The sequence below is a fragment of the Streptomyces graminofaciens genome, assembly GCF_030294945.1.
In the GTDB taxonomy this organism is placed as follows: Bacteria; Actinomycetota; Actinomycetes; order Streptomycetales; family Streptomycetaceae; genus Streptomyces; species Streptomyces graminofaciens.
The window spans coordinates 9,409,442-9,433,683 of sequence record NZ_AP018448.1 but is presented as its reverse complement, the minus strand read 5'-3'; the positions used below and the strand labels follow the sequence as shown (position 1 = coordinate 9,433,683).

24 protein-coding genes are annotated in these 24,242 nt (G+C 70.7%); 8 read left to right on the top strand and 16 right to left on the bottom strand.

From position 1 onward, the window contains the following. Position 1: 1 nt before the first annotated feature. Complete coding sequence (locus SGFS_RS41495; RefSeq protein ID WP_286257466.1) at positions 2-649, bottom strand: sulfite oxidase-like oxidoreductase; 648 nt, start codon at positions 647-649, stop codon at positions 2-4. A gap of 175 nt (positions 650-824) precedes the next feature. On the opposite strand from SGFS_RS41495, the gene bfr reads away from it, so the two are divergent. Beyond that, positions 825-1,304 carry a bacterioferritin gene (gene bfr, locus SGFS_RS41490; protein WP_286257465.1) on the top strand — a complete coding sequence of 160 codons (480 nt, stop codon included), beginning with the start codon at positions 825-827 and terminating at the stop codon, positions 1,302-1,304. 1 nt (position 1,305) lies between these two features. Here bfr and SGFS_RS41485 read toward each other — a convergent pair whose 3' ends face one another. The 3 genes from SGFS_RS41485 to SGFS_RS41475 form a co-directional block, all read right to left on the bottom strand. Next, the gene (locus SGFS_RS41485) at positions 1,306-1,530 is read right to left on the bottom strand and encodes a (2Fe-2S)-binding protein (RefSeq protein ID WP_286257464.1); all 225 of its coding nucleotides are present in this window, start codon (positions 1,528-1,530) and stop codon (positions 1,306-1,308) included. A 131-nt stretch (positions 1,531-1,661) separates the two neighbouring features. Then, positions 1,662-3,011: a class II 3-deoxy-7-phosphoheptulonate synthase gene (locus SGFS_RS41480; protein ID WP_286257463.1), complete on the bottom strand. Its 1,350-nt coding sequence runs from the start codon at positions 3,009-3,011 to the stop codon at positions 1,662-1,664. Positions 3,012-3,104: 93 nt separating this feature from the next. Beyond that, positions 3,105-3,776, bottom strand: a complete 672-nt coding sequence (locus SGFS_RS41475) for a hypothetical protein (RefSeq protein WP_286257461.1) — start codon at positions 3,774-3,776, stop codon at positions 3,105-3,107. A 291-nt stretch (positions 3,777-4,067) separates the two neighbouring features. Between SGFS_RS41475 and SGFS_RS51555 the strand changes: the two genes are divergently transcribed. Both SGFS_RS51555 and SGFS_RS41470 read left to right on the top strand, forming a co-directional pair. Next, entirely contained in the window at positions 4,068-4,130 is a 63-nt protein-coding gene (locus tag SGFS_RS51555) for a trp operon leader peptide (RefSeq protein WP_009335003.1), read from the top strand. Between the two features lie 106 nt (positions 4,131-4,236). Further along, positions 4,237-6,117, top strand: coding sequence for an anthranilate synthase family protein (locus SGFS_RS41470; protein ID WP_286257460.1), 1,881 nt, complete (start codon positions 4,237-4,239; stop codon positions 6,115-6,117). A gap of 57 nt (positions 6,118-6,174) precedes the next feature. On the opposite strand, the gene SGFS_RS41465 is transcribed toward SGFS_RS41470, so the two are convergent. The 4 genes from SGFS_RS41465 to SGFS_RS41450 all read right to left on the bottom strand — a co-directional run bounded on the left by SGFS_RS41465 (position 6,175) and on the right by SGFS_RS41450 (position 10,125). Next, on the bottom strand, positions 6,175-7,203 hold the full coding sequence (locus SGFS_RS41465; protein ID WP_286257459.1) for a 6-phosphofructokinase: 1,029 nt from the start codon (positions 7,201-7,203) through the stop codon (positions 6,175-6,177). Positions 7,204-7,357: 154 nt separating this feature from the next. After that, positions 7,358-8,005: a response regulator gene (locus SGFS_RS41460; protein ID WP_286260316.1), complete on the bottom strand. Its 648-nt coding sequence runs from the start codon at positions 8,003-8,005 to the stop codon at positions 7,358-7,360. A 68-nt stretch (positions 8,006-8,073) separates the two neighbouring features. After that, positions 8,074-9,312, bottom strand: a complete 1,239-nt coding sequence (gene macS / locus SGFS_RS41455; RefSeq protein ID WP_286257457.1) for a MacS family sensor histidine kinase — start codon at positions 9,310-9,312, stop codon at positions 8,074-8,076. A 66-nt stretch (positions 9,313-9,378) separates the two neighbouring features. After that, positions 9,379-10,125 carry a lysophospholipid acyltransferase family protein gene (locus tag SGFS_RS41450; RefSeq protein ID WP_286257456.1) on the bottom strand — a complete coding sequence of 249 codons (747 nt, stop codon included), beginning with the start codon at positions 10,123-10,125 and terminating at the stop codon, positions 9,379-9,381. A gap of 205 nt (positions 10,126-10,330) precedes the next feature. Between SGFS_RS41450 and SGFS_RS41445 the strand changes: the two genes are divergently transcribed. The 4 genes from SGFS_RS41445 to SGFS_RS41430 all read left to right on the top strand — a co-directional run bounded on the left by SGFS_RS41445 (position 10,331) and on the right by SGFS_RS41430 (position 13,784). Continuing rightward, positions 10,331-11,278, top strand: coding sequence for an alpha/beta hydrolase (locus SGFS_RS41445; RefSeq protein WP_434028138.1), 948 nt, complete (start codon positions 10,331-10,333; stop codon positions 11,276-11,278). Continuing rightward, the gene (locus SGFS_RS41440; RefSeq protein ID WP_286257455.1) at positions 11,271-11,939 is read left to right on the top strand and encodes a hypothetical protein; all 669 of its coding nucleotides are present in this window, start codon (positions 11,271-11,273) and stop codon (positions 11,937-11,939) included. Before SGFS_RS41445 ends, SGFS_RS41440 begins: the two co-directional genes overlap by 8 nt. A 200-nt stretch (positions 11,940-12,139) precedes the next feature. Further along, on the top strand, positions 12,140-12,763 hold the full coding sequence (locus tag SGFS_RS41435) for an RNA polymerase sigma factor (RefSeq protein WP_286257454.1): 624 nt from the start codon (positions 12,140-12,142) through the stop codon (positions 12,761-12,763). Continuing rightward, a complete protein-coding gene (locus SGFS_RS41430; RefSeq protein WP_286257453.1) occupies positions 12,756-13,784 on the top strand; it encodes a CU044_5270 family protein in 1,029 nt (342 codons plus the stop codon). Before SGFS_RS41435 ends, SGFS_RS41430 begins: the two co-directional genes overlap by 8 nt. On the opposite strand, the gene SGFS_RS41425 is transcribed toward SGFS_RS41430, so the two are convergent. The 6 genes from SGFS_RS41425 to SGFS_RS41400 all read right to left on the bottom strand — a co-directional run bounded on the left by SGFS_RS41425 (position 13,785) and on the right by SGFS_RS41400 (position 19,025). Beyond that, entirely contained in the window at positions 13,785-14,534 is a 750-nt protein-coding gene (locus SGFS_RS41425; RefSeq protein WP_286257451.1) for an endonuclease/exonuclease/phosphatase family protein, read from the bottom strand. It abuts the gene before it with no gap. A 119-nt stretch (positions 14,535-14,653) separates the two neighbouring features. Continuing rightward, positions 14,654-15,607 (bottom strand): ROK family glucokinase, encoded by a 954-nt coding sequence (locus SGFS_RS41420; protein ID WP_286257450.1) that lies wholly within the window; start codon positions 15,605-15,607, stop codon positions 14,654-14,656. A 105-nt stretch (positions 15,608-15,712) separates the two neighbouring features. Further along, complete coding sequence (locus SGFS_RS41415; RefSeq protein WP_286257449.1) at positions 15,713-16,210, bottom strand: DUF5304 domain-containing protein; 498 nt, start codon at positions 16,208-16,210, stop codon at positions 15,713-15,715. 57 nt (positions 16,211-16,267) lie between these two features. Continuing rightward, a complete protein-coding gene (locus SGFS_RS41410) occupies positions 16,268-17,437 on the bottom strand; it encodes an ArsA family ATPase (RefSeq protein WP_286257448.1) in 1,170 nt (389 codons plus the stop codon). A 278-nt stretch (positions 17,438-17,715) separates the two neighbouring features. Continuing rightward, complete coding sequence (locus tag SGFS_RS41405; protein ID WP_286257447.1) at positions 17,716-18,156, bottom strand: SRPBCC family protein; 441 nt, start codon at positions 18,154-18,156, stop codon at positions 17,716-17,718. A gap of 113 nt (positions 18,157-18,269) precedes the next feature. Then, positions 18,270-19,025, bottom strand: a complete 756-nt coding sequence (locus SGFS_RS41400; RefSeq protein ID WP_286260314.1) for a metallophosphoesterase family protein — start codon at positions 19,023-19,025, stop codon at positions 18,270-18,272. A gap of 353 nt (positions 19,026-19,378) precedes the next feature. Here SGFS_RS41400 and SGFS_RS41395 point away from each other — a divergent pair, with 353 nt between their 5' ends. Continuing rightward, complete coding sequence (locus SGFS_RS41395) at positions 19,379-21,175, top strand: AMP-dependent synthetase/ligase (RefSeq protein WP_286257445.1); 1,797 nt, start codon at positions 19,379-19,381, stop codon at positions 21,173-21,175. A gap of 19 nt (positions 21,176-21,194) precedes the next feature. Here SGFS_RS41395 and SGFS_RS41390 read toward each other — a convergent pair whose 3' ends face one another. Together SGFS_RS41390 and SGFS_RS41385 are read right to left on the bottom strand one after the other, a co-directional pair. Continuing rightward, the gene (locus tag SGFS_RS41390) at positions 21,195-22,832 is read right to left on the bottom strand and encodes a GMC oxidoreductase (protein ID WP_461851703.1); all 1,638 of its coding nucleotides are present in this window, start codon (positions 22,830-22,832) and stop codon (positions 21,195-21,197) included. A gap of 76 nt (positions 22,833-22,908) precedes the next feature. Further along, complete coding sequence (locus SGFS_RS41385) at positions 22,909-24,051, bottom strand: glycosyltransferase family 4 protein (protein ID WP_286257443.1); 1,143 nt, start codon at positions 24,049-24,051, stop codon at positions 22,909-22,911. Between the last annotated feature and the right edge of the window lie 191 nt (positions 24,052-24,242).

Here is a 24,242-nt window from a genome sequence, read left to right as displayed (position 1 = left end):
GTCAGAGCTCGGGGCCCTCCCCGGGCTCCTCCTGGTAGGAGTAGCGCTGCTCCTGCCAGGGGTCGCCGATGTTGTGGTAGCCGCGCTCCTCCCAGAAGCCGCGCCGGTCGGTGGTCATGTACTCGATGCCGCGGACCCACTTGGGGCCTTTCCAGGCGTACAGGTGTGGCACCACCAGCCGCACCGGGAAGCCGTGCTCCGCGGTCAGCAGTTCGCCGTCCTTGTGGGTGGCGAAGATCGTGCGGTCGGAGGCGAAGTCGGCGAGGCGGAGGTTGGAGCTGAAGCCGTACTCGGCCCACACCATCACATGGGTGACCTCGGGCGCCGGAGGGACGGTGTCCAGGATCGTACGGGCGGGGATGCCTCCCCATTCCGCGCCGACCATGCTGAACTTCGTTACGCAGTGCAGATCGGCCACGACCGTGGCGTACGGCAGAGCGGTGAACTCCTCGTGGGTCCAGGCGCGCTTCTCGCCGTCGGCCGTGGCGCCGAAGACCCTAAAGTCCCAGCGCTCCGGGCGGAACTTGGGGACCGGGCCGTAGTGCGTGACCGGCCAGCCGCGCTGGAGTCGCTGTCCCGGCGGGAGCTGCGGCCGGTTCGCGTTCCCCGATGCGCGATCCTCTGCTTCGCGTTCCGCCGGCTGACCCATGACTCCATCCTGACAGACCTCGGGCGATGCCCATGACCAAGATCGAGTTCATTCGGGCAAATCGGACTAAGGATGGACTTACTTACTAAGCTTGCACTTACTGGACGATCTTCGATGCCGGTGCAATCATCGCGGCGCAACCTCCTAGTTCCCCGCTTGGAAGGAACCCGTAGCGATGCAGGGCGACCCCGAGGTCATCGAATTCCTCAACGAGCAGCTGACCGCCGAACTGACCGCGATCAACCAGTACTTCCTGCACGCGAAGATGCAGGAGAACTTCGGGTGGACGAAGCTCGCGAAGTACACGCGGCACGAGTCGTTCGACGAGATGAAGCACGCGGAAGTGCTCACCGACCGGATCCTGTTCCTGGACGGGCTCCCGAACTACCAGCGGCTGTTCCACGTCCGGGTCGGGCAGACGGTCAAGGAGATGTTCGAGGCCGACCGGCAGATCGAGGTCGAGGCGATCGACCGGCTCAAGCGCGGTATCAAGGTGATGCGCGAGAAGGGCGACGTCACCTCGGCGAACATCTTCGAGTCGATCCTCGCGGACGAGGAACACCACATCGACTACCTCGACACCCAGCTGGAGCTGCTGGAGAAGCTCGGTGAGGCGCTCTACCTCGCGCAGCTGATCGAGCAGCCGGAGAGCTGAGCTACGCCGCTTCCTCGAGTTCGGTCAGAACCGGCTCACTCCGGTCGGCCAGGTCACGGCGCGGGAACGCGCCCCGGCCGAGAATCGCCTGGATCCGGCGGACACACGAGCCGCAGTCCGTGCCGGCCTTGCAGGCGGAGGCTATCTGGCGGGGCGTACAGGCTCCCCTGTCCGCGTGCTGCTGGACCTGCGCTTCAGTCACCTGGAAGCAGCTGCAGACGTACACGCGGATTCACCTCCCGCCGAGATCAATAAGGCTAACCTAACCTTACCCGGCACTCCGGGAGCGCAAAAGTGGAGTGGGGCGCGGATCGTATGTGATCCGCGCCCCACTCCACTCTGTTGCGTCAGCTGTCACTAGTCGCGGTACAGCTCCGCGACCAGGAACGCCAGGTCAAGGGACTGGCTGCGGTTGAGCCGGGGGTCGCAGGCCGTCTCGTAACGCTGGTGGAGGTCGTCGACGAAGATCTCGTCGCCGCCGCCCACGCACTCGGTGACGTCGTCGCCGGTGAGCTCCACGTGGATGCCGCCCGGGTGGGTGCCCAGGCCCTTGTGGACCTCGAAGAAGCCCTTGACCTCGTCGAGCACGTCGTCGAAGCGGCGGGTCTTGTGGCCGGAGGCCGCCTCGAAGGTGTTGCCGTGCATCGGGTCGGTCACCCAGGCCACGGTCGCGCCGGAGGCGGTGACCTTCTCGACCAGCTCGGGGAGCTTGTCGCGGACCTTGTCGGCGCCCATGCGGACGATGAAGGTCAGCCGGCCCGGCTCGCGGTCGGGGTCGAGACGCTCGATGTACTGGAGCGCCTCCTCGGCCGTGGTCGTCGGGCCGAGCTTGATCCCGATCGGGTTGCGGATCTGCGAGGCGAACTCGATGTGCGCGTGGTCCAGCTGGCGGGTGCGCTCGCCGATCCACACCATGTGCGCGGAGACGTCGTACAGCCGGCCCGTGCGCGAGTCCACGCGGGTCAGCGCCGACTCGTAGTCCAGCAGCAGCGCCTCGTGCGAGGAGAAGAACTCGACGGTGCGGAACTCCTCCGGGTCGGTCCCGCAGGCGTGCATGAAGTTCAGCGCGTTGTCGATCTCGCGGGCGAGCTGCTCGTAGCGCTGGCCGGACGGGGACGACTTCACGAAGTCCTGGTTCCAGGCGTGCACCTGGCGCAGGTCGGCGTAACCGCCGGTGGTGAAGGCGCGCACCAGGTTGAGCGTGGACGCGGAGGCGTTGTACATCCGCTTCAGGCGCTCGGGGTCCGGGATGCGGGCGGCCTCGTTGAAGTCGAAGCCGTTGACCGAGTCGCCGCGGTAGGTCGGCAGGGTCACGCCGTCGCGGGTCTCGGTGCCCTTGGAGCGGGGCTTGGAGTACTGCCCGGCGATGCGGCCGACCTTCACGACCGGCACGGAGGCCGCGTACGTGAGGACGGCGCCCATCTGGAGCAGCGTCTTCAGCTTGTTGCGGATGTGGTCGGCCGAGACGGCGTCGAAGGCCTCCGCGCAGTCGCCGCCCTGGAGGAGGAACGCCTCTCCCTTGGCGACGGCCGCCATCCGGGCGCGCAGCTGGTCGCACTCGCCCGCGAAGACGAGCGGCGGATACGACTCGAGCTCCGCAACGACTGCGCGCAGAGCCTCGGTGTCGGGGTACTCGGGCTGCTGCGCCGCGGGCAGGTCTCGCCAGGTGTTGCCAGCGCTCGCGCTGGACTTAGCGTTCACGGTCACGACGTCCACATTACGGGGTTGTGTCAGGCGTCCATCCCCCTGCCCATCAAGTGAGACATTCCCCGCTCGTTCGGCTGCGGCGGGCCGTGCGGGTCAGCCCACCTGCGGGTAGCCCACGGCCTCGGCGTCCTCGGCCAGGTCGGCGAGGGTGACGTCGCCGTTCAGGGCGGCGACCACCGCGCCGGTCAGCGGGCGCAGGGCGTACACGTGCCGGACGGCCGCCGGGTCCAGGGGCTCGCCGTAGTGGTCCTCGGCGAACTCGCGGAAGGCGTCCGGGGCGGCGGGGCCCGGGGTCGCGAGGAGGCGGAAGAGGTGGTTCGCGCCGTCGGGGTCGGGGCCGTCCGGGTAGTCGATGTCGCCGGTGCGCCAGCCGTCGTCGGACGGGCCGCGCCACAGGCAGGCGGTGACCACCGGGATGCCGTCCTCATCGGTGAACGCCGGCTCGCTCACCCAGCGCCGCAGCGGCTCGGGCACCTTGTCGAGGACGCCCGGCCAGGGGCCGTCGGCCGCGTACGGGCTCATCGGGGACTCGTGGGCGAAGCCCCTGATGTACGCCGTGCCGTCCTCGAAGACCACGGAGAACTCGTCGCCCGAGCCGGTGCTCATGGTGGCCACCTCGACGCCGGGCGACCAGGCGCGGTCGTAGGAGTGGTACCGGTCGGCCCGCTCTGGGCTGAGGATCGCCTCCAGCATCGCCATGGCCCGGAGCCGGTCCCTCAGGTCGGGTACGGCGGGCAGCAGGCGGGCGATGTCGTGCGCGGTCATTCGGGGCTGACTCCCAGGTCGTGGTGCCGGCGGCCGGAGCCGGCGCGGGAGGCGAGGAGGTCCAGGGCCTCAGGGACGGCCGTCGGAGTTGTCGCCGTCGCAGACCCTACAGAGGCCCTTGCTCCCTTGGACGAGCACCGGAACCGCTGGGCCCGCCTTCCGGGAGGGCGGCCGGGCCAGGATTTCCGCCGGTGCCGCTTTGCTACCGGTGGCCTGCGGTACGGCGATCCGCGCGGGGTCCTGGGTGTCGTTGAACCGTGACTCGTTGGCGCCTCGTGTAAGGTGCGGCGCATGTTCGCGCACTCGACCCAGAACCAGAACTGGTGGTGGACCGTCCTCCCGGCGGCCCACTGACTGCGCGTACGCACGACTTCGCGAAGGCCGCCCGAGGGGCGGCCTTCGGTGTTTTCGCGACCGGGTCCGTTCCTCCTCGATCACCGCCAGGAATGAGGAACGCCCCATGCATCTGCACGATCTGCTCGACGATCCCCGCCCGTTCGCCCTGCTGCGCCGCCGCACCCCGGGCCTCCACGACCACGACACCGTCGAGGTCCTGCTCGGCCCGGTCACCACGTACGAGCGGCTCGCCGACCTCCCCGAGGAGGGGCTGGCCCTCGTCCCCTTCCGTCAGATCCGCGAACGCGGCTTCGACGTTCGCGACGACGGCACCCCCCTGTCGGTGCTGACGCCGGAGGAGTCGTACGAACTGCCGCTCGCCCAGGCCCTCACCGAGCTGCCCGCGCACGACGTCCAGGTCCGGGGCGGCGGCTTCGACGTGGCCGACGAGGAGTACGCGGAGATCGTCGGCCGGGTGCTGCGCGAGGAGATCGGGCACGGCGAAGGCGCGAACTTCGTGATCCGGCGGACATACGAGGGCGAGATCCCGGGGTTCTCGCGCGCGGACGCCCTCGCGCTCTTCCGGCGGCTCCTCGAAGGCGAGCGGGGCGCGTACTGGACGTTCGTCGTGCACACAGGTGAGCGGACCCTCGTCGGCGCGAGCCCCGAGGTGCACGTCCGTATGTCCGGCGGCACGGTCGTGATGAACCCGATCAGCGGCACGTACCGCTACCCGGCCAACGGCCCGACACCCGAGCATCTGCTCGACTTCCTCGCCGACGGCAAGGAGATCGAGGAGCTGTCGATGGTCGTCGACGAGGAACTCAAGATGATGTGCACGGTCGGCGACATGGGCGGCGTGGTGGTCGGCCCCCGGCTGAAGGAGATGGCACACCTCGCGCACACCGAGTACGAGCTGCGCGGGAAGTCCTCGCTGGATGTGCGGGAGGTCCTGAGGGAGACCATGTTCGCGGCGACGGTCACCGGCTCGCCGGTGCAGAACGCCTGCCGGGTCATCGAGCGCCACGAAGTCGGCGGGCGCGGCTACTACGCCGGCGCGCTGGCGCTGCTGGGCCGGGACGCGGGCGGTGCCCAGACCCTCGACTCCCCCATCCTCATCCGTACGGCGGACATCGCGGCCGACGGCCGGCTGAGAGTGCCGGTGGGCGCCACGCTGGTGCGGGGTTCGGACCCGGCGAGCGAGGTCGCCGAGACCCACGCGAAGGCGGCGGGGGTGCTGGCGGCCCTGGGCGTTCTCGGGCGGCGGCCGCGCGAGGAGGGCGTACGGCCCCGGCTGGCGGACGACCCCCGGGTGCGGGCGGCGCTCGACGGGCGCCGGTCCTCACTGGCGCCGTTCTGGCTGCGGATGCAGGAGCAGTCGGAGTCCCTGCGGGGCCACGCGCTGGTCGTCGACGCCGAGGACACCTTCACGGCGATGCTCGCGCATGTGCTGCGCTCGGGCGGTCTTGAGGTCACCGTCCGGCGCTACGACGAGCCCGGGCTGCGGGAGGCGGTGCTCTCGCACGAGGGGCCGGTGGTGCTGGGCCCCGGACCCGGTGACCCGGGCGACCCGGCCGACCCGAAGATGCGGTTCCTGCGCGGCCTGACCGCCGAGGTGCTCCGGATCCACCGGCACGGCGTCCTCGGCGTCTGCCTCGGGCACGAGCTGATCGCGGCCGAGCTGGGCCTGGAGATCGTGCGCAAGGAGGTGCCGTACCAGGGCGCGCAGACGACGATCGACCTGTTCGGGCGGACCGAGACCGTCGGCTTCTACAACAGCTTCGTGGCGCGCTGCGACGACGAGGCGGCCCGGGAGCTGGCCGTGCACGGCATCGAGATCAGCCGGGCGGAGAACGGGGAGGTGCACGCCGTACGCGGGGCCGGGTTCGCGGGGGTGCAGTTCCATCCGGAGTCGGTGCTGACGCTGAACGGGGCGGATGTGGTGCGGGAGTTGGTGGGGCAGGTGCGGGGGACGGGCACGTTCTCGGGCCGGCGCTCCGTGTAGCCCACGAGGTTGCCCGCGCGGTTCCCCGCGCCCCTGACGGGGCGCGGGGGCCCCGGGTCAGCCGAAGAAGACGCCCACCTCCTGGTACAGCTTCGGGTCCACCGTCTTCAGCTTCGCCGTGGCCTCCGCGATGGGGACGCGGACGATGTCCGTCCCCCGCAGGGCGACCATCTTGCCGAAGTCGCCGTCCCGGACCGCCTCGATGGCGTGGAGGCCGAAGCGGGTGGCGAGCCAGCGGTCGAAGGCGCTGGGGGTGCCGCCCCGCTGGATGTGTCCCAGGACCGTCGTGCGGGCCTCCTTGCCGGTGCGCTTCTCGATCTCCTTCGCCAGCCACTCGCCCACCCCGGACAGGCGGACATGGCCGAAGGAGTCCAGCGACCCGTCCTTCAGCACCACATCGCCGTCCTTGGGCATCGCGCCCTCGGCGACGACCACGATCGGGGCGTACGACGCCTTGAAGCGGGAGGTGATCCAGGCGCACACCTGGTCGAGGTCGAAGCGCTGCTCGGGGATGAGGATGACGTTGGCGCCGCCGGCGAGGCCGGAGTGGAGGGCGATCCAGCCGGCGTGACGGCCCATCACCTCGCAGACCAGGACCCTCATATGGGACTCGGCGGTGGTGTGGAGGCGGTCGATGGCCTCCGTGGCGATGCCGACCGCGGTGTCGAAGCCGAAGGTGTAGTCGGTGGCGGACAGGTCGTTGTCGATCGTCTTCGGGACGCCCACGCACGGCACGCCGTACTCGTCGGACAGGCGGGCGGCGACTCCGAGCGTGTCCTCGCCGCCGATCGCGATGAGCGCCCCGACCTCCTGCTTGGCGAGGGTGTCCTTGATGCGGCGGATGCCGTTCTCCTGCTTCAGCGGGTTGGTGCGCGAGGAGCCGAGGATGGTGCCGCCGCGGGGCAGGATGCCGCGCACGGTGGGGATGTCGAGCCGTACGGTGTCGTTCTCCAGCGGTCCCCGCCAGCCGTCCCGGAAGCCGACGAAGTCGTAGCCGTACTCCTGCACGCCCTTGCGGACGATGCCCCGGATGACGGCATTGAGCCCGGGGCAGTCGCCGCCTCCGGTCAGTACTCCGACCCGCATGGAAATGTCCCTTCGCCGCGGTTGCCTGGTGAAGGTCACGCTAATAGTGATCCACGTCACTTCGGCATGTACGGGAGGTCAAATCCGGCGAATTCCGGGTGATTGCAGGTGAGTTGATCAAATCACCTTCACCCTATGGAGTGATTCGGGGCGTTTACTCGTCGTCGAGACCCCGCTCTATGGCATAGCGGACCAGCTCGACCCGGTTGTGGAGCTGGAGCTTGCCGAGGGTGTTCTGGACGTGGTTCTGGACCGTGCGGTGCGAGATGACCAGGCGCTCGGCGATCTGCTTGTAGCTCAGGCCCTTGGCGACCAGGCGGAGCACCTCGGTCTCGCGCTCGGTGAGCTGCGGCGCCTTGGGCTCGTCGGCGCCCGCGGCGGGCGCCGGCTCGGAGGCCAGGCGGCGGTACTCACCGAGGACCAGGCCCGCGAGGCCGGGGGTGAACACCGGGTCGCCGACGGCCGTGCGGCGCACCGCGTCGATCAGCTCCTCGGTCGACGCCGACTTCAGCAGATAGCCCGTCGCGCCGGACTTCACCGCCTCCAGTACGTCCGCGTGCTCACCGCTCGCCGAGAGGACCAGCACGCGCAGGGCCGGGTTGACGCCCACCAGTTCCTTGCAGACCTGGACGCCGGGCTTCAGCGGCAGGTTGAGGTCCAGCACGAGGACGTCGGGCCCCACCGCCTGCGCACGGCGTACGGCCTGGTCGCCGTCGCCCGCCGTGGCGACCACGTCGAAGCCCGACTCGGCCAGGTCCCGGGCGACGGCGTCACGCCACATGGGGTGGTCGTCCACCACCATGACCCTGATCCCGCCGCCCCCGGCGCCGCCGTTCCGCTGTGCTTGTCCGGCCACTGTCCTGCTCTCCGTCACCGCTTCTCCGCCTTCCCCCGTGTGTCCTTCGGCCCCTGTGGGGCCTTCGGTACCTTCAGCTCGACTTCCGTGCCCTGCCCGGGGACCGAGATCAGCTCGGCCGTGCCGCCGATGTCGCGCAGCCGCCCCCGGATGGACTGGGCCACTCCGAGCCGGCCCTCGCCCTCGGCCTGCGCGAGCCGCCCCTCGGGGATGCCCGGCCCGTCGTCCCGTACGGTCACGATCACCTCGTCCGGCCAGTCCTCGACCAGGATCCAGGCCCTGGCCTCCGCTCCCGCGTGCTTACGGACATTGTCCAGGGCGGCACCGACGGCCGCCGCCAGCTCGCGCGCGGCGGGCGGGGACAGCGGTACGGGGCTGCCGGGCTCGGAGAGGGTGACGTCCGCGGCGGCGAACGGGACGAGGAGCGCGCGGAGATCCACCGGGCCAGTGGACATGTCGTCCGGTTCCTCCACCGCCCGGACGAGCGCACCCTCGGCCGCGTCCTCCGACACCCGCGAGACGGGGACCAGACCGCCGGAGACGAGCGTCCGCAGCGCGACCTCCTGCTCGCCCGCCATCCGGCCCAGCTCGGCGGCCTCGCCGCCGAGGGCGGTGCCGCGCCGCTGGACCATGGCGAGGACCTGGAGCACGCCGTCGTGGATGTCCCGGGCGAGCCGCTCCCGTTCACGGGTCGCGGCCTCGATCTCCAGGGCGCGGGCGAGCGTGCGCTCCGAGGCGCGGGCGACCTCGACGACGTACCCGATGGCGATGGAGGCGACCCAGACCAGCAGCACGTTGTGGATGGTGTCGCGGGTCGGGGCGCCGCGATGGATGAGGTTGGCGACGGCGACGAGCGTGGAGGCGAACGCGGCCCAGCGCCAGCCGCCCTTGATGGCGAAGGCCAGCACCGCGCCCGCGGTCCATATCGACGGCAGGGTCGGACCGCCCGCCTCCACCCGCGCGGTCGAGTCGGCGAACCGCGTGAGCAGGATGCCGACGAGCGCGACTGTGAGGTCGGCGGCGAGGAACCGCTTGGTGCAGTTGGCCGCGTTGGCCACCTTGGGCAGGGTCAGCAGGGTCCAGCCGGACAGCACGGCCAGGTAGGCGACGGCCAGCCAGGGGCGGTCGAACTTGTCGTACGCGCTGGCGAACAGGCCGATCACGTACACCATCGTCAGGAGCCGGTAGCCGGTGAGGGCGCGCCACAGCGGCTGCTCGACCGACATCCTCATGACTCTCTCGCGCTTGGCCACGCTGTCCCCCACCCGTCCGCCCCCGATGAACGCCTCGCGTACGCGACCGTATCCGGGAACGCGAGGTTACGAACCCGACGGGTCCTTGTCCGTGCGTGCCTGCGAGGCCTTGGCGGCCTTCTCGGCCTCCTTCTCCACCTTGGCCGCGTCCGCGATCTGGCGCTTGGCGGCGGTCGCGTACATGTCGACGTACTCCTGGCCGGAGAGCGTCATGATCTCGTACATGACCTCGTCGGTCAGCGCCCGCAGGACGAAGCGGTCGTGCTCCATGCCCTGGTAGCGGCGGAAGTCGAGAGGCTTGCCGATCCGGATGCCGGGGCGCAACAGCTTCGGCATGACCTGGCCGGGCGGCTGGATCTTCTCCGTGTCGATCATCGCGACCGGGATCACGGGCGCGCCGGTGGCGAGGGCCACGCGGGCGAGACCGCCGGGCTTGCCGCGGTAGAGGCGGCCGTCGGGCGAGCGGGTGCCCTCCGGGTAGATACCGAACAGCTCGCCGCGCTCGACGACCTGGATGCCGCTCCTGACGGCGGCCTCTCCCGCGCCGCGCGCCCCGGAGCGGTCCACCGGAAGCTGGCCGACGCCCTTGAAGAAGGCGGCCGTCAACTTGCCTTTGACACCGGGGGTGGTGAAGTACTCGGCCTTCGCGATGAACGTGACCTTGCGGTCGAGGACCGCGGGCAGGAAGAACGAGTCCGAGAAGGAGAGGTGGTTGCTCGCCAGGATCGCGGGGCCCTCGGCGGGAATGTTCTCCAGGCCTTCCACCCAGGGCCTGAAGGTGACCTTCAGCGGTCCCCCGATAGCGACCTTCATCGCGCCGTACAACAACCGAGTGCCTCTCTGTGTTCTGTAGATCAGACCTTAACCCGGCGCCCGGAGGAAGCGGCCGACCGCCCCTGTCCGGTCCCGCCCGGTGTCCGCTCCGTGGCGGGGCGAAGCCCCTGGTCGGTGTCAGTGCGGTCGCGTACGGTGAACAACATCTGGACTCACGCCCTTCTCATGAACAGGAGCCCGACACGTGCCGGTCCTTCCCGGAGCCGAGCCGTACCGCCATGAGGGCGGGGAGGTAGGAGTCCTCCTCTGCCACGGTTTCACCGGTTCCCCGCAGTCGCTGCGCCCCTGGGGGGAGTACCTCGCCGCGCGCGGGCTGACGGTGCGGCTGCCGCTGCTGCCGGGGCACGGGACCCACTGGGAGGAGCTGCGGCCGACCGGCTGGCAGGACTGGTACGCGGAGGTGGACCGCGAGCTGTGGGCCCTGCGCGAGAGCTGCGCCCGGGTGTTCGTGGCCGGGCTGTCCATGGGAGGCGCGCTGGCGCTTCGGCTGGCGGCGAAGCACGGGGAGGCGGTCGACGGCATCGTCGTCGTCAACCCGGCGAACAAGGTGCACGGCCTCGCCGCGCACGCCCTGCCCGTGGCCCGTCACTTCCTGCCCACGGCGAAGGGGATCACGAGCGACATCGCGAAGGAGGGCGTCGAGGAGCTGGGGTACAGCAGGGTGCCCCTGCACGCGGCGCACTCGCTGCGGACCTTCCTGCGGTTCGTCGACGGCGAGCTGCCGCAGGTCACCCAGCCGTTGCTGCTGCTCCACAGCGCGCGGGACCATGTCGTACCGCCCGTCGACTCCGAGCGCGTCCTTGGCCGGGTGTCCTCGACGGACGTCACGGAGATCGTGCTGGAACAGAGCCACCATGTCGCGACGTTGGACCATGACGCGGACCTGATCTTCGAGCAGAGCCACACGTTCATCACCCGGATCGCGCCGGCCGCGGGCAAGGCGGCGTCGGAGTCCGGGGCGGGGGCCGTGGAACAGACCGGGAAAGCGACGGACAGCGGGTCGGTGGCGGATTCCGTGAAGGAGTCGGGCCCGCGATCCGTACGGCAGTCCGAGAAGGGTTCCGCGGAGCAGTCCGGCGCGGGATCCGGGAAGCAGCGGGAGCAGAGGGAAGGGACGGCCACTGGTGGCTGAGCACGACTCCGAGCGTGAGCCGGAGGAGAAGGGCGCGCCTCTCGGTGAGCGCGGCGGTGGCTCCCGGGGTGAGCCCCCGGCCGAGCCGCCGGGCGAGGAGCAGCACGTGCCGTTCGACGAGGACGCGGCATGGCAGGCGATCGTCGCCGGGTTCGGCGCGGAGCCGCCGGACCCGCCCGGTGCCAAGCCGTTCAAGTCGATCGAGGACCTGGCACTGCTCGAGCCGACCGAGCCGGACGACTCCTCCGACAAGCCCTCCGGCGCCTCCGAGCAGGGCGGCCCCTCGGCGCCCAGGGCACTCGGCAGCTCGGTCGCGTTCGCGCCCGGCGTCGGCGGCCCGCGCGACTACAGCGTGCCCGACCCCGTCGGGGAGGACACCGCCGAGGACGACGAGGAGGACGATGACGACGAGGGCCATTTCGTCCCGCCCGAGCCGCCCCCGCTGCCCGAGGCGGACGCGACCGCCAAGTTCGCGTGGCTCGGCGTGGTCGGCGGCCCGGTCCTGCTGCTGCTCGCCGTGCTGCTCGGCTGGGACATGACCTGGTGGCTCACCACGCTCGGCATCGGCGGCTTCCTCGGCGGCTTCGCCACGCTGGTGATGCGCATGAAGAGCGACGACGAGGAGGGGCACGACGACCCGGGGCGGGGCGCGGTCGTCTGACCTGGTGATTCGTGTGTGCGAGGGCCCGTCCGGGAGCGTTCCGGACGGGCCCTCGGCCATGTCGTACGCCTAGTGGAGAACATCCCTCGGTCGAAATGGAACTCGATTCGGGCGAGCGGCGAAGTAGGGGTGAACAACACGAAGAACAACACGAACGAGCCCAAGCCTTCGAGGCGTTCAGACGAACGAAAGGAGCCCCGATGACCGTCGAGCCCCCGGGCGTCCGCATCCGCGCGGAGGAGCGCGAGGAGAGTGACGCCCGCGTGATCGAGCGGTCCCGGGACGAGCCCGAGCAGTTCGCCGCGCTCTACGACCGGTACGCCGACGCCGTGCACAGATACGCGGCCCGGCGTCTCGGTCCGGAGGCGGCGGAGGATCTGATGGCGGAGACCTTCGTCACCGCCTTCCAGCGACGCCACAGGTACGACCTGGAGCGGGCCGACGCCCGCCCCTGGTTGTTCGGCATCGCGACCAATCTCGTGAGCCGTCACCGCCGAGCCGAGGCGCGCCGTTTCAAGGCGCTCGCCCGGGTTCCGGCGCCGGTGGAGCACGAGGAGGCGGTCGCGGAGCGCGCGGTGGCCAGGGCCGGTGCCACGGGGGTGCGCCGGGAGTTGGCTGCCGCGCTGGCCGGGTTGTCAGCCCGGCACCGCGATGTCGTCCTGCTGGTCGCGTGGGGCGGCCTCGACTACGAGGAGGCCGCCGAGGCCCTCGGCGTACCCGTCGGCACGGTCAGATCCCGGTTGCACCGGGCTCGCAGCAGATTGCGCGAAGCACTGGGCGGATCCGATCCGACAGCTTTCCGAGAGGCAGACGCCCATGCGTGACATCGACGAGTCGAGGGACCTGAGAGACCTCGCCGCATTCGACGCGGGGGTCCCCCCGCTCGACGACGAGACCCGGCGACGCGGGCGGGCCCGCCTGCTCGCCACCATCAACGCCACGGAGGCGAAGCACACGGCACGCGGACCCGTTCCGCTCATGCGGCGCCGCCCCGTGCTGCGCGTCGCTCTGACCGGCGCGTTGGCGGCGGCGGTCGCCGCCGGTGTGCTGGTCGCGGTGCAGGACGACGGCGGCACCGGGAAGACCGCGAAGCCACCGGCCAGCGGCAACCCGTCCATGGAGAACGTGAGCGCGCGGACCGTGCTGAACGGGGCGGCGGCGTACGCCCGCAAGCACGAGCAGGCCGCGGCGCCGCGCGACGACCAGTTCCTCTACACCAAGGAGATCATCAAGGAGACCAACCAGAAGACGGGCACCACGAAGAGCTACGTCGACGAGAACTGGCGCTCTGTGGACGGGTCCCAGCGCTCCTGGATCATGGAGATCGGCCATGGCTGGTGGTCGCCGCCGCTCAAGAAGAACGAGAGCGTCTGGCCGCCGCAGGACTGGGGCACGCTGGAGAAGCTCCCGACCGATCCCGAGAAGCTGATCCTGTCGCTGCTGCACAAGAGCGGGCCCGACGACAAGAACGACTCGCTCGACGACATCACCGAGCAGGAGTGGTCCGACATCCACTTCAGCCTCGCCGGGCTCCTCAAGCTGGTCCCGGTGATGCCGGAGGGCCTGCGCCCGGCGGCGTACGAGGCGCTCGGCATGGTCCCCGGTGTGAAGGCGGTGCCGAACCAGAAGGACGCCAAGGGCCGTACGGGCGTGGCCATCACGTACGACGACCCGACGGGCATGATGGGCTTCGGCTCGTACTTCATCTTCAACCCGGCGACCTACGAGTTCCTGGGCTTCCGTGACGAGCGCACCTCGGGCGACGGCGCGAACATGAAGACGTACACCCAGCTCTCGTACCTCGACAGCTGGGCCATCGTCGACAAGGTGAAGCAGCGGCCGTAGTCAGTCGACAGTCGCGGGCACTCTGAGGGCGGCCAGGACCGGAAGGTGGTCCGTGGCCGCCCTCAGATCGTGTTCCGTGATCCCGGGGTGGTCCAGGGGGACCCCGCAGCCGAGGACCTCGATGCCGGGTGTGGCCAGGATGGCGTCGATGCGCTGGTGGGGGTCGGCCGGCGTGGAGGTGTACTCCGTGCCCCAGGGGGCGGTGGTCCAGCAGTCCTGGAGGCCTGCGGCGAGGCGCCGGAAGGTGCGGCCGTCCGGGCGTTCGTTGAGGTCGCCGCCCGCGACCGCGTGCTCCACGCCCAGCGCGGCGAGGCGGTCGAGCAGCATGCCGCCCTGCTCGTACCGCTCGTCCTTCTGCAGCGAGAGGTGGCAGGACAGGACGCCGAGGCGGGCCCGCCCGAAGCGGACCACCGCGGTCGCGAAGCCGCGTCTGTGCAGGCCGGGGGTGAGCGGCAGCAGTACGTCCTCGGTGCGCTCGACGGTGGTGCGGAGGTTGCACAGCAGCGCCGGGCCGGAGGCGGTGGCCCCGCCGGAGAGGACCAGCAGGTCGGAGGCCGCGGCCAGCCTCGCGAGTTTCTTGCGCCAGCGGAAGAAACGGGGGGCTTCCTGGATGAGGACCAGGTCGGGGGCGCAGGCGGTGATCACTCGGGCGAGGGCGTCCGTGTCGTCCCGCAGGGAGCGGATGTTGTAGCTGAGGACGCGGATGGTTGCCGAACCGTCGGGGTTTGTGCGGGAGTTGGGCATCACCATGCGGATCAAGATACGCCTAGGAGCTCGGGGTATTTGTCCGTTTGCGGGTGCCGGTGCGTCGTGGTTCCCCGCGCGGTTCCCCGCGCCCCTGAAAGCAGGGCGCGGGGAGTTCCCGGCAGTTACATGATCGGGGCCGGCTCTCTCGCCAGGTCCGCCGCTCCCACCAGGCCCGCCTCGTTGCCCAGTTGGGCGGCGATGACCTCGGCGACCGGGCGCCAGTTGCCGCCGACGAGCCAGCGCTTGTAGGAATTGCGGATCGGGTCCAGGACCAGCTCGCCCTCGTCGGAGAGGCCGCCGCCGACGATGAAGGCGGACGGGTCGAAGAGGGAGGCCAGGTCGGCGAGGCCGGCGCCGGCCCAGCGGGCCAGCTCGCGGTAGGAGTCCACGGCGACGGGGTCGCCCTGGCGGGCGGCCATGGAGATGTGCTTGCCCTCGATGCCCTCGGGGCTGCCGTCGCCCAGGCCCAGCAGGATCTCGGCGTTCTCCGGGGTCGCGTTGGCGCGCTGTTTGGCGTATCTCACCAGCGCGCGCCCCGACGCGTACTGCTCCCAGCAGCCCTGTGAGCCGCAGCCGCACAGCAGCCCGTCCGGGACCATCCGGATGTGGCCGAACTCCGCGGCCACGCCGTAGTGCCCGCGGCGCAGCTTGTTGCCGATGATGATGCCGCCGCCGAGACCCGTGCCGAGGGTGATGCAGATGACGTTGCGGTGGCCCTTGCCCGCGCCGAACCTGTACTCGCCCCAGGCGGCGGCGTTGGCGTCGTTCTCCACGACGACGGGCAGGCCCACGCGGGCCTCGACCTTCTCCTTGAGCGGCTCGTTGCGCCAGTCGATGTTGGGGGCGAAGTAGACCGTGGAGCGCTGACGGTCGACATAGCCGGCGGCACCGATGCCCACGCCGACGATCTCGTGACCGGCTCGCGCGCCCTCGACGGCGGCGGCGATGGCGTCCACGATCGCCTCGGGCGTACCCGGGGTCGGCACCTTGTGCGTCGAGAGGATGTTGCCTTCCTCGTCGACCACGCCTGCCGCGATCTTGGTACCGCCGATGTCGACGCCGATGGTGAGTCCCATGAATCCCTCAGTTTCGGTCGAGCCCCGCTACGGCCAACCGTACCCGAGCGCCTGCCTTGGGATCCCCGTCGTCCGCCCGGCGGACGGCGGCGGTGCGGGCGGCCGTCAGTCGAGGTCGATGCGCTCGCCGGGGCCGGGGTCCTCGCCCTGGTCAGGGCGGGTGCCGTCCCGGTTCGTCCAGCGGCGCTCCTGGGCCTCGACGGCGGAGCGGTAGGCGGCCAGCAGCTCGGAGCCGGCGGCGGCGAGATGGTCGAAGACGTCCGGGTTGCGTTCGATGACCGGTTCGACGGCGGCCTTGGCCTGCTTCACGACCTGGCTGACCATGTGCTGGGCCGCGCCGGAGGCGGCGGCGCCGAGCAGCGGCGACTGGAGTCCGGCGAGTTTCTCGCCGACCGCGTCGACGAGCTTGCGCAGTTCCTCGGCGGCCGAGCCCGGGGGCGGCCCGTACTTCGCCCGGCGGCGGGCCTTCTCCGCGGCGAGGTCCTCCTCGCACGCCGTCGCCCAGGCGTCGTCGTCGGTCGCGCGCGCCCGTGACTCGTAGGCCTCGTCCTCCCGGGCCGCGCCGGACGCGGCATCGGACGACGGTGGGCGCTCTTCGCTCATGGCGGACTCCTGCCTACGGTTCGTACCTTCGACGTTACCCGAACGGGGGTACGCGGTTCATCGTGCCCGGGGCCAAAGCTTCGGATCCGGCGCGAAGCGGATCCTCAGCTCGCCGTCGCGCAGGGCGGCGCCGTCGACGGTGCAGCGGCGCAGGGCGGACGGCAGCGGGACGATCCGCCGGAACTGCCCGGCGGTGACGACGAGTTCGTCACCGCGCCGGATGAGGTCCAGCTCGTCGCGTATCGCGCCGGGCAGCGGCAGATGCCAGACGAGCACCCCGTCCTCGGCGAGCTGATCGACGACGGGCCACCCGACCGGGTCGGGCGCCGGGTTGACCCCCGGCATGTCGAGCTCGGCGAGGTCGTCGAGGCCGCGGGGGTCGCGCCCGAGGTGCGGCACCTCCCGTACGGGCCGGGTGTCGCGCCACTCGGCGAGGGTCTTGCCCTGCTGGGCGACGAGCCCCGCGAGCCAGGTGTCGTGGGTCTCCTCGGGCAGGACGCGGTTGGCGATCAACGTGTCGACCGCGAGGCCGCGCAGGGCGAGGCCGACGGTGGCGGCGCGGACGTGGTCGGCACCGGCGGGTCCCGGTTCGGCGACGAGTCGTACGGTCGTGGTGGCGTCCTCGAGGACCGCGGCGACGGCGGCCAGCTCGACGTCCCAGCGGCCGGCCGTCTCGTACAGCCACTCGGCGGGCATGGGCACGCCCGCGAGCCGCCCGAGGACGGGGCGCAGGGCGCGGGCGGCCTGCCGTTCGGCGGGGAGCAGCCGCCGCAGATACCGCCGCAGTTCCTCGGGAAGTCCGAGCAGGGCGAGCGCGTCGGGTGCGGGTGGCAGATCCACGACGAGCAGGTCGTACGCCTCGGAGAACACGGCGTCGCGCAGCGCCCGCAGCAGAGCGAGTTCCTCGGCGCCGGGAAGCGGGGTGAGTTCCTCGGCGTCCAGTCGGCCGGCCCCCAGCAGGTCGAGCACGGAGGCGGCCCGCTCCTGGAACGCGACGAGGTCCTCCCGGAAGCCCTCGGCGGCGTCGGGCCGCCAGGCCGTGAGGCCGGACTCGACCCGGACGGGCTCGGCCCCGGTGGCCGTGCCGAGGACGGCACCGAGGCTGTCGATCCGGTCCGCGCTCAGCACGAGCGTGCGAGCGCCCTCACGGGCCGCGCCGAGCGCGGTGGCCGCGGCGACCGTCGTACGGCCACTGCCGCCTTGCCCGGTGATCAGGATGGTGCGCATGAGGGTGAACGGTAGCCGAGCCCGCGCCCGGTGCCGTGGCTGGGCGGCGGCGGGAGGTCGCGCGGCCCGGCGCTCACCGGGTGCCGCTCTCTTCGGGACGGGCGCGGGCCACAGCGGCACGATTGCCCGTGGTCGGGGCGGTCGGGACCGGCGACCGTGCCGCGCCCCGGATCTTCCAGGGCGCGGGGAACTGCGCGACCGGCCACGACCGACCCGCAGTCGCCCTACCACCGCACGCCCCGAGCCATCAGGCGCCTTGGCCCAGCGGCCCGCGAGGGCTACGCGCCCGACTCGACCCTCTTCTTCAGCCCCGCCAACGCCCTGTCGATGATGACCTTCTCCGCCTTGCGCTTGATCATCCCCAGCATCGGGATCTTGACGTCCACGGTCAGCTGGTACGTCACCTCGGTCACCGTGTCACCGACCGGCTTCAGGAGGTACGTCCCGTCCAGCGACCGCAGCATCTGGGACTTGACCAGGCTCCAGGAAACCTCGTGCTCCCCGCTCCAGGTGTACGCGAGCACCTGGTCGTCCTTGATCGCCCCCGCGTCCATGACGAGCCGGACCTGCTCGGCGCGGCCCTGGCCGTCGGTCTGAAGTACCTCCGCCTGCTTCACCTCGCCCGTCCAGTCCGGGTAGCGGGCGAAGTCGGAGATCACTCCCATGACGTCGGCGGCCGCGGCCTCGATCGTGATGCTCGAACTGGTGAATTCCGCCATCGCCGTGGCTCCTCCAGAGACGGTCCGGTGAGGGAGGGTGGTGCGCACGTGTGTGCAGCGTGAAGGCTACCGCGCGCACGGCGAACCCTTGCCACCACACCCGGCCCGGAAGCTCACCACTCCAGCGCCCACGGCTTCCCGCTCCCCGCGAAGTGCCCGACGTTGACACACTCCGTCGCCCCGATCCGCATCCGCCGCGCCAACGGCTGATGCACATGCCCGAACAACGAGTACCGGGGCCGGGTACGACGAATCGCCTCCAGCAGCGCCCGGCTCCCCCGCTCGAACCGCCGCGCCACCGTGTCGTACACCAGCTCAGGAACCTCCGGCGGGATGTGTGTGCACAGCACGTCGACCTCCCCGACCGCCTCGATCTTCGCCGCGTACTCCTCGTCGCTGATCTCGTACGGCGTGCGCATCGGTGTCCGCAGGCCCCCGCCCACGAAACCGAAGACCCACCCCCCGATCTCCACCCGCTCCCCGTCCAGCACGGTCGTGCCCGGTCCCGCGTACTCGGGCCACAGCGTCGGCATATCGACATTGCCGTAGGTGGCGTACGTCGGTGTGGGGAAGGCCGAGAACAGCTCGGCGTACTGCTTGCGGACGGCCTTCTCGATCACGGCGGGGCGGTCGCCGCCGACGCCCGCCCACAGCCGGGTGCCGAGCTCGCGCGCCTCCTCGAAGCGCCGGGCGGTGCGCAGCTCGACGAGCCGGCTCGCGTTCTCGGCGCCGAAGAGGTCGGGGAAGATGCCGCGCGAGTGGTCGGCGTAGTCGAGGAAGAGGACCAGGTCACCCAGACACACCAGGGCGTCGGCACCCTCGCCCGCGCGGGCCAGGTCGTGCGCGTTGCCGTGCACGTCGCTGACCACGTGAATCCGTGTCCTGCGGTTACCGCCTGCTGTGGGTGCCATGTCGATCAAGGGTAGGCGTGTGCGCCAAACGTGAACAGAGTCGGTCGGATCTGTGGTTACTGGCCAGTCAGTAACCGGGTGGAATACTGTGCGCGGTACAACCCCCTGTGTGACGCGGAAGACATCTCGGTGAACCCCCCTCGCGGAGAGGGCATACCGGCGGGTAACGTCCGGGCAGTCCAGTCGTGCTCAGGTTTTCAACCAGTGAGGAACGAGGCCGAGCGGGACCCGAGCTCTCGCCCCGACCTTGGACCACACCGTGGCATCACACACAGAGTCGTGGCGCCGGCGCCCTATGAGGAGCAGCAGTCTTGCGCGAGTTCAGCCTTCCGGCTTTGTACGAGGTCCCCACGGACGGCAATCTCACCGACATCGTCCGTAGAAACGCCGCGCAGCATCCCGATGTCGCCGTCATCGCCCGCAAGGTGGGCAGCACCTGGCAGGACGTCAACGCCGTCGAGTTCCTCGCCGAGGTGCGGGCCGCCGCCAAGGGCCTCATCGCCTCCGGTGTGCAGCCGGGCGACCGGGTCGGGCTGATGTCCCGCACGCGGTACGAGTGGACCCTGCTGGACTTCGCGATCTGGTCGGCCGGCGCGATCACCGTGCCGGTGTACGAGACCAGTTCGCCGGAGCAGGTGGAGTGGATCCTCTCCGACTCGGGTGCGACGGCCGTGATCGTGGAGCTGGACGGTCACACGACCGCCGTGGAGTCGGTGCGCGACCGGCTGCCGGCGCTGAAGCACGTCTGGCAGATCGAGGGCGGTGGCGTGGAGGAGCTGGGCCGTCTCGGCCAGGGCGTCACGGACAAGGCCGTCGAGGAGCGCAGTTCGCTGGCGAAGGCCGACGACCCGGCGACGATCGTCTACACCTCCGGCACGACGGGCCGCCCGAAGGGGTGCGTCCTCACCCACCGCAGCTTCTTCGCCGAGTGCGGGAACGTGGTCGAGCGGCTGCGCCCGCTGTTCCGTACGGGCGAGTGCTCGGTGCTCCTCTTCCTGCCGCTCGCGCATGTCTTCGGGCGGCTGGTGCAGGTCGCGCCGATGATGGCGCCGATCAAGCTGGGCACCGTACCGGACATCAAGAACCTCACCGACGAGCTGGCCTCCTTCCGGCCGACGCTGATCCTCGGTGTCCCGCGTGTCTTCGAGAAGGTCTACAACTCGGCGCGCGCCAAGGCGCAGGCCGACGGCAAGGGCAAGATCTTCGACAAGGCCTCGGACACGGCGATCGCGTACAGCAGGGCTCTGGACACCCCGTCGGGCCCGTCCCTCGGTCTGAAGATCAAGCACACGGTCTTCGACAAGCTCGTCTACAGCAAGCTGCGCGCGGTGCTGGGCGGCAAGGGCGAGTACGCCATCTCCGGCGGTGCCCCGCTGGGCGAGCGCCTCGGTCACTTCTTCCGCGGCATCGGCTTCACGGTCCTGGAGGGCTACGGCCTGACGGAGTCCTGCGCGGCCACCGCGTTCAACCCCTGGGACCGTCCGAAGATCGGTACGGTCGGCCAGCCGCTGCCGGGTTCGGTGATCCGGATCGCGGACGACGGCGAGGTGCTGCTGCACGGCGAGCACCTGTTCAAGGGCTACTGGAACAACGAGGCCGCGACGGCCGAGGCGCTGACCGACGGCTGGTTCCACACCGGTGACATCGGCACCCTCGACGAGGACGGCTATCTGAGCATCACCGGCCGCAAGAAGGAGATCATCGTCACCGCGGGCGGCAAGAACGTCGCCCCGGCCGTGATCGAGGACCGGATCCGGGCGCACGCGCTGGTCGCGGAGTGCATGGTGGTCGGCGACGGGCGGCCCTTCGTGGGCGCGCTGGTCACCATCGACGAGGAGTTCCTGGGCCGTTGGGCCGCCGAGCACGGCAAGCCCGCGGGTTCAACCGCGGCGTCGCTGAGCGCGGACGCCGATCTGAACGCGGCCGTCCAGGCCGCGATCGACGACGGCAACGCCGCGGTGTCGAAGGCGGAATCGGTGCGGAAGTTCCGCATTCTGTCCTCCCAGTTCACGGAGGATTCGGGCCACCTGACACCGTCTTTGAAGCTCAAGCGCAATGTGGTGGCGAAGGATTTCGCGGGCGAGATCGAGGCGATCTACCAGAAGTAGCCCGCCTTCGAACATACGGCTATGGCGCGGTGTCCTCGGCGAGGACCCGCGCCATCGTGCGTTCGGCGAGCGCGGTGATCGTGACGAACGGGTTCACCCCGATCGAACCGGGCACGAGCGAGCCGTCGGTGACGTACAGCTTCGAATACCCCTTCACCCTCCCGTAGTTGTCGGTCGCCTTCCCCAGCACGCAGCCGCCCAGCGGGTGGTATGTGAAGTCGTCGGCGAACACCTTGTTGGACGAGCCGAACAGGTCGTACCGGTAGATCGTGGAGTTGGCCGCGTTGATCCGGTCGAAGAGCTTCTTGGCCATCGACACGGACACCGCGCTCTGTGCGGCGCTCCAGCCGAGCTTCACCCCGTCGGTCGCGGAGTCGTACGTGAAGGACGCGCGCTCCGTGTTCTTGGTGATCGCCAGATAGAGGCTGACCCAGTGCTCCAGCCCGGTGGGCAGCGGGGCGATCTCCGCGAAGACGGGGTTGGAGGTGTTGGCCCAGTCGTCGATGCCCATGACCGGCATGGTCGACTGGTTCGCCCCGACGGTGTCCCAGAGGTGGTTGGCCCGGCCGAGCATCACGTTGCCGTTGGTGCCCCAGCCCGCGCCCACGGCGGCGTCCAGGGCGGGCAGGGTGCCCTTCGCCCGTGCCCGGACGAGGAGTTCGGTGGTGCCGACGCTGCCGGCGCCGAGGAACAGGTACGTACAGCCGTACTCCTTGGTCTCGACGACCGTGCCGGTGCCGTCGACGCGGTCGGCGGTGACGACGTACGTGCCGTCGCTCAGCCGGCGGATGCCCTTGGCGCGTTCCATGGTGTGGATGGTGACGTTGCCGGTGCCGAGGGCGGCGGCGAGGTACGACTTGTCGAGGCTGCGCTTGCCGTGGTTGTTGCCGTAGATGACCTCGCCGGCGAGGGCCGACTTGGTGGCGGTGCCGGCGGCCTCACGTTGCATGTAGTCGAAGTCGTAGACGCTGGGCACGAAGGTGGTCTTGAGGCCGGTCTTCTCGGCGTGCGCCCGGGAGATCCGGCTGAAGCGGTACCACTCGGTGGACTCGAACCACGCGGGGTCGACGTTGTTGACGCCGAGCATGGCGCGGGCGCGCGGGAAGTACGTGGAGTACATCTCGGTGGTGTCGACGGTCGGAAACTGCTCGGCGAAGTACGACTGGGGTGGTGTGACGGCCATGCTGCCGTTGACCAGCGAGCCGCCGCCGACGCCGCGTCCCAGGAACACGGACATGTTGGCGAAGCGAACCCGGTCCAGCACTCCGGGGTAGAGGCTGATGTCCTTGTTGACGACGTCCAGCCAGAGGAACGTGGCGAGCGGGGCCTCGGTCCGGGTCTTGAACCACATGGACCGCTGGTCCGGCTCCTTGGTCGAGCAGAAGATCTTGCCGTCGGAGCCGGGGGTGTTCCAGAGCTTGCCCATCTCCAGGACGACCGTGCGGATGCCGGCCTGGCCGAGGCGGAGTGCGGCCACGGCGGCGCCGTAGCCCGAGCCGATGACGAGGGCGGGAGCGTTGTCGACGGCGGCCGGTTCGGCGGCCGACGCCGACTGCAGACCGATGCGGGTGAGACCGGACGCGGCGGCCGTCTGAAGGGCCACCATGCCCAATATATGACGTCTCGTCAGCTGACGCTGCATCAGTTTTGCTGTCATGTGCGCAGCATGTACGGATTTCCCGGTTCCGGCCAGACGTACGACAGCGATTGGAACGGACCTTTGGGTCGGCCTTTTACAACAGGGCTTCCAGCCGTTCCGCCAGCAGGTCCCAGCGCCATTTCTCCTCGACCCACTCCCGTCCCCGCTCCCCCATGCGTCGCCGGAGTTCCGGGTCGACGAGAAGTGCGAGGATGCGCTCGGCGGCGTCCTCCGGGGAGCCGCCGCGCACCACCCAGCCGGTCTCGCCGTCCAGCACGGCGTCGGGGGCGCCGCCGGAGTCACCGGCGACAACCGGGAGCCCGGTCGCGGAGGCCTCCAGGTACACGATCCCGAGCCCCTCCACGTCGAGCCCGCCCCGGCGCGTACGGCACGGCATGGCGAAGACGTCACCGGCGCCGTAGTGGGCGGGCAGCTCGGACCAGGGCACGGCGCCCGTGAAGCGGACGGAGTCGGCGACCCCGGTGTCCTGAGCGAGCCTGCGCAGTTCGCCCTCGTACGGGCCGCCCCCGACGATCAGCAGCACGGTCTCCGGCTCGGCGGCCAGGATGCGGGGCATGGCCTGGATCAGCGTGTCCTGGCCCTTGCGCCTCACCAGCCGGGACACACACACGACCACCGGCCGGTCCGCCAGCCCGAGCCGGGCCCGGACCTCGTCGCCGCCGGACCCCGGATGGAACGTCTTCTCGTCGACGCCCGGCGGCAGCTGGACCATGCGCGAGGCGGCCCGGGGCGTCAGCGCGGTCGCGATCCGGGAGCGGGTGTACTCCCCGAGATACGTGATCGTGTCCGTGCCCTCGCCGATCCGCCGCAGCAGCTGCCGGGCGGCGGGCAGCTGCGCCCACCCCGCCTCGTGCCCGTGCGTGGTGGCCACCAGCCGCCGGGCGCCCGCCCTGCGCAGTGCGGGCGCCATCAGGCCGAGCGGGGCCGCCGCGCCGAACCACACCGACGTACAGCCGTGCTCGCGCAGCAGCGACACCGCGCGGTTCGTGGCACCCGGCGTCGGCAGCAGCATGGTCGTGCGGTCGCGTACGACGGTGAAGGGCTGCTCGGCGTCGAAGGCGGCCGTCGCCCGGGCACCCTCCCGGCCGCGCTTCCAGGTCGAGGCGTAGACGACGACCTTCTCGGGGTCCAGGCGCAGCGCGATGTTGTGCAGGAACGCCTGGATACCACCGGGCCGGGGCGGGAAGTCGTTGGTCACGATCAGGGTCTTGTGCATCGCCGCCGACCCTACCGAACCGGAGCCCGACGGCTTCTCCGGCCCGCACCGAGACGCGCGCCCCCACGCACAACAGAACCCGAGTCCCTCCCCAGGCCGTTCACACGGACCGGAACCCCGCCCCCGCTCGCGACCGTTCCCACCGCGGGACCCGGTGACGCCTCATGGCCGGGTCACAGCCGGGCAGGAGA

Bases quoted from the DNA above. Each gene is read 5' to 3' on its own strand.
- SGFS_RS41495 (WP_286257466.1), bottom strand. From the start codon at position 649: ATGGGTCAGCCGGCGGAACGCGAAGCAGAGGATCGCGCATCGGGGAAC.
- bfr (WP_286257465.1), top strand. From the start codon at position 825: ATGCAGGGCGACCCCGAGGTCATCGAATTCCTCAACGAGCAGCTGACC.
- SGFS_RS41475 (WP_286257461.1), bottom strand. From the start codon at position 3,776: ATGACCGCGCACGACATCGCCCGCCTGCTGCCCGCCGTACCCGACCTG.
- SGFS_RS41470 (WP_286257460.1), top strand. From the start codon at position 4,237: ATGCATCTGCACGATCTGCTCGACGATCCCCGCCCGTTCGCCCTGCTG.
- SGFS_RS41465 (WP_286257459.1), bottom strand. From the start codon at position 7,203: ATGCGGGTCGGAGTACTGACCGGAGGCGGCGACTGCCCCGGGCTCAAT.
- SGFS_RS41460 (WP_286260316.1), bottom strand. From the start codon at position 8,005: ATGGTGGTGGACGACCACCCCATGTGGCGTGACGCCGTCGCCCGGGAC.
- SGFS_RS41450 (WP_286257456.1), bottom strand. From the start codon at position 10,125: ATGAAGGTCGCTATCGGGGGACCGCTGAAGGTCACCTTCAGGCCCTGG.
- SGFS_RS41435 (WP_286257454.1), top strand. From the start codon at position 12,140: ATGACCGTCGAGCCCCCGGGCGTCCGCATCCGCGCGGAGGAGCGCGAG.
- SGFS_RS41430 (WP_286257453.1), top strand. From the start codon at position 12,756: ATGCGTGACATCGACGAGTCGAGGGACCTGAGAGACCTCGCCGCATTC.
- SGFS_RS41425 (WP_286257451.1), bottom strand. From the start codon at position 14,534: ATGGTGATGCCCAACTCCCGCACAAACCCCGACGGTTCGGCAACCATC.
- SGFS_RS41420 (WP_286257450.1), bottom strand. From the start codon at position 15,607: ATGGGACTCACCATCGGCGTCGACATCGGCGGTACCAAGATCGCGGCA.
- SGFS_RS41415 (WP_286257449.1), bottom strand. From the start codon at position 16,210: ATGAGCGAAGAGCGCCCACCGTCGTCCGATGCCGCGTCCGGCGCGGCC.
- SGFS_RS41410 (WP_286257448.1), bottom strand. From the start codon at position 17,437: ATGCGCACCATCCTGATCACCGGGCAAGGCGGCAGTGGCCGTACGACG.
- SGFS_RS41405 (WP_286257447.1), bottom strand. From the start codon at position 18,156: ATGGCGGAATTCACCAGTTCGAGCATCACGATCGAGGCCGCGGCCGCC.
- SGFS_RS41390 (WP_461851703.1), bottom strand. From the start codon at position 22,832: ATGACAGCAAAACTGATGCAGCGTCAGCTGACGAGACGTCATATATTG.
- SGFS_RS41385 (WP_286257443.1), bottom strand. From the start codon at position 24,051: ATGCACAAGACCCTGATCGTGACCAACGACTTCCCGCCCCGGCCCGGT.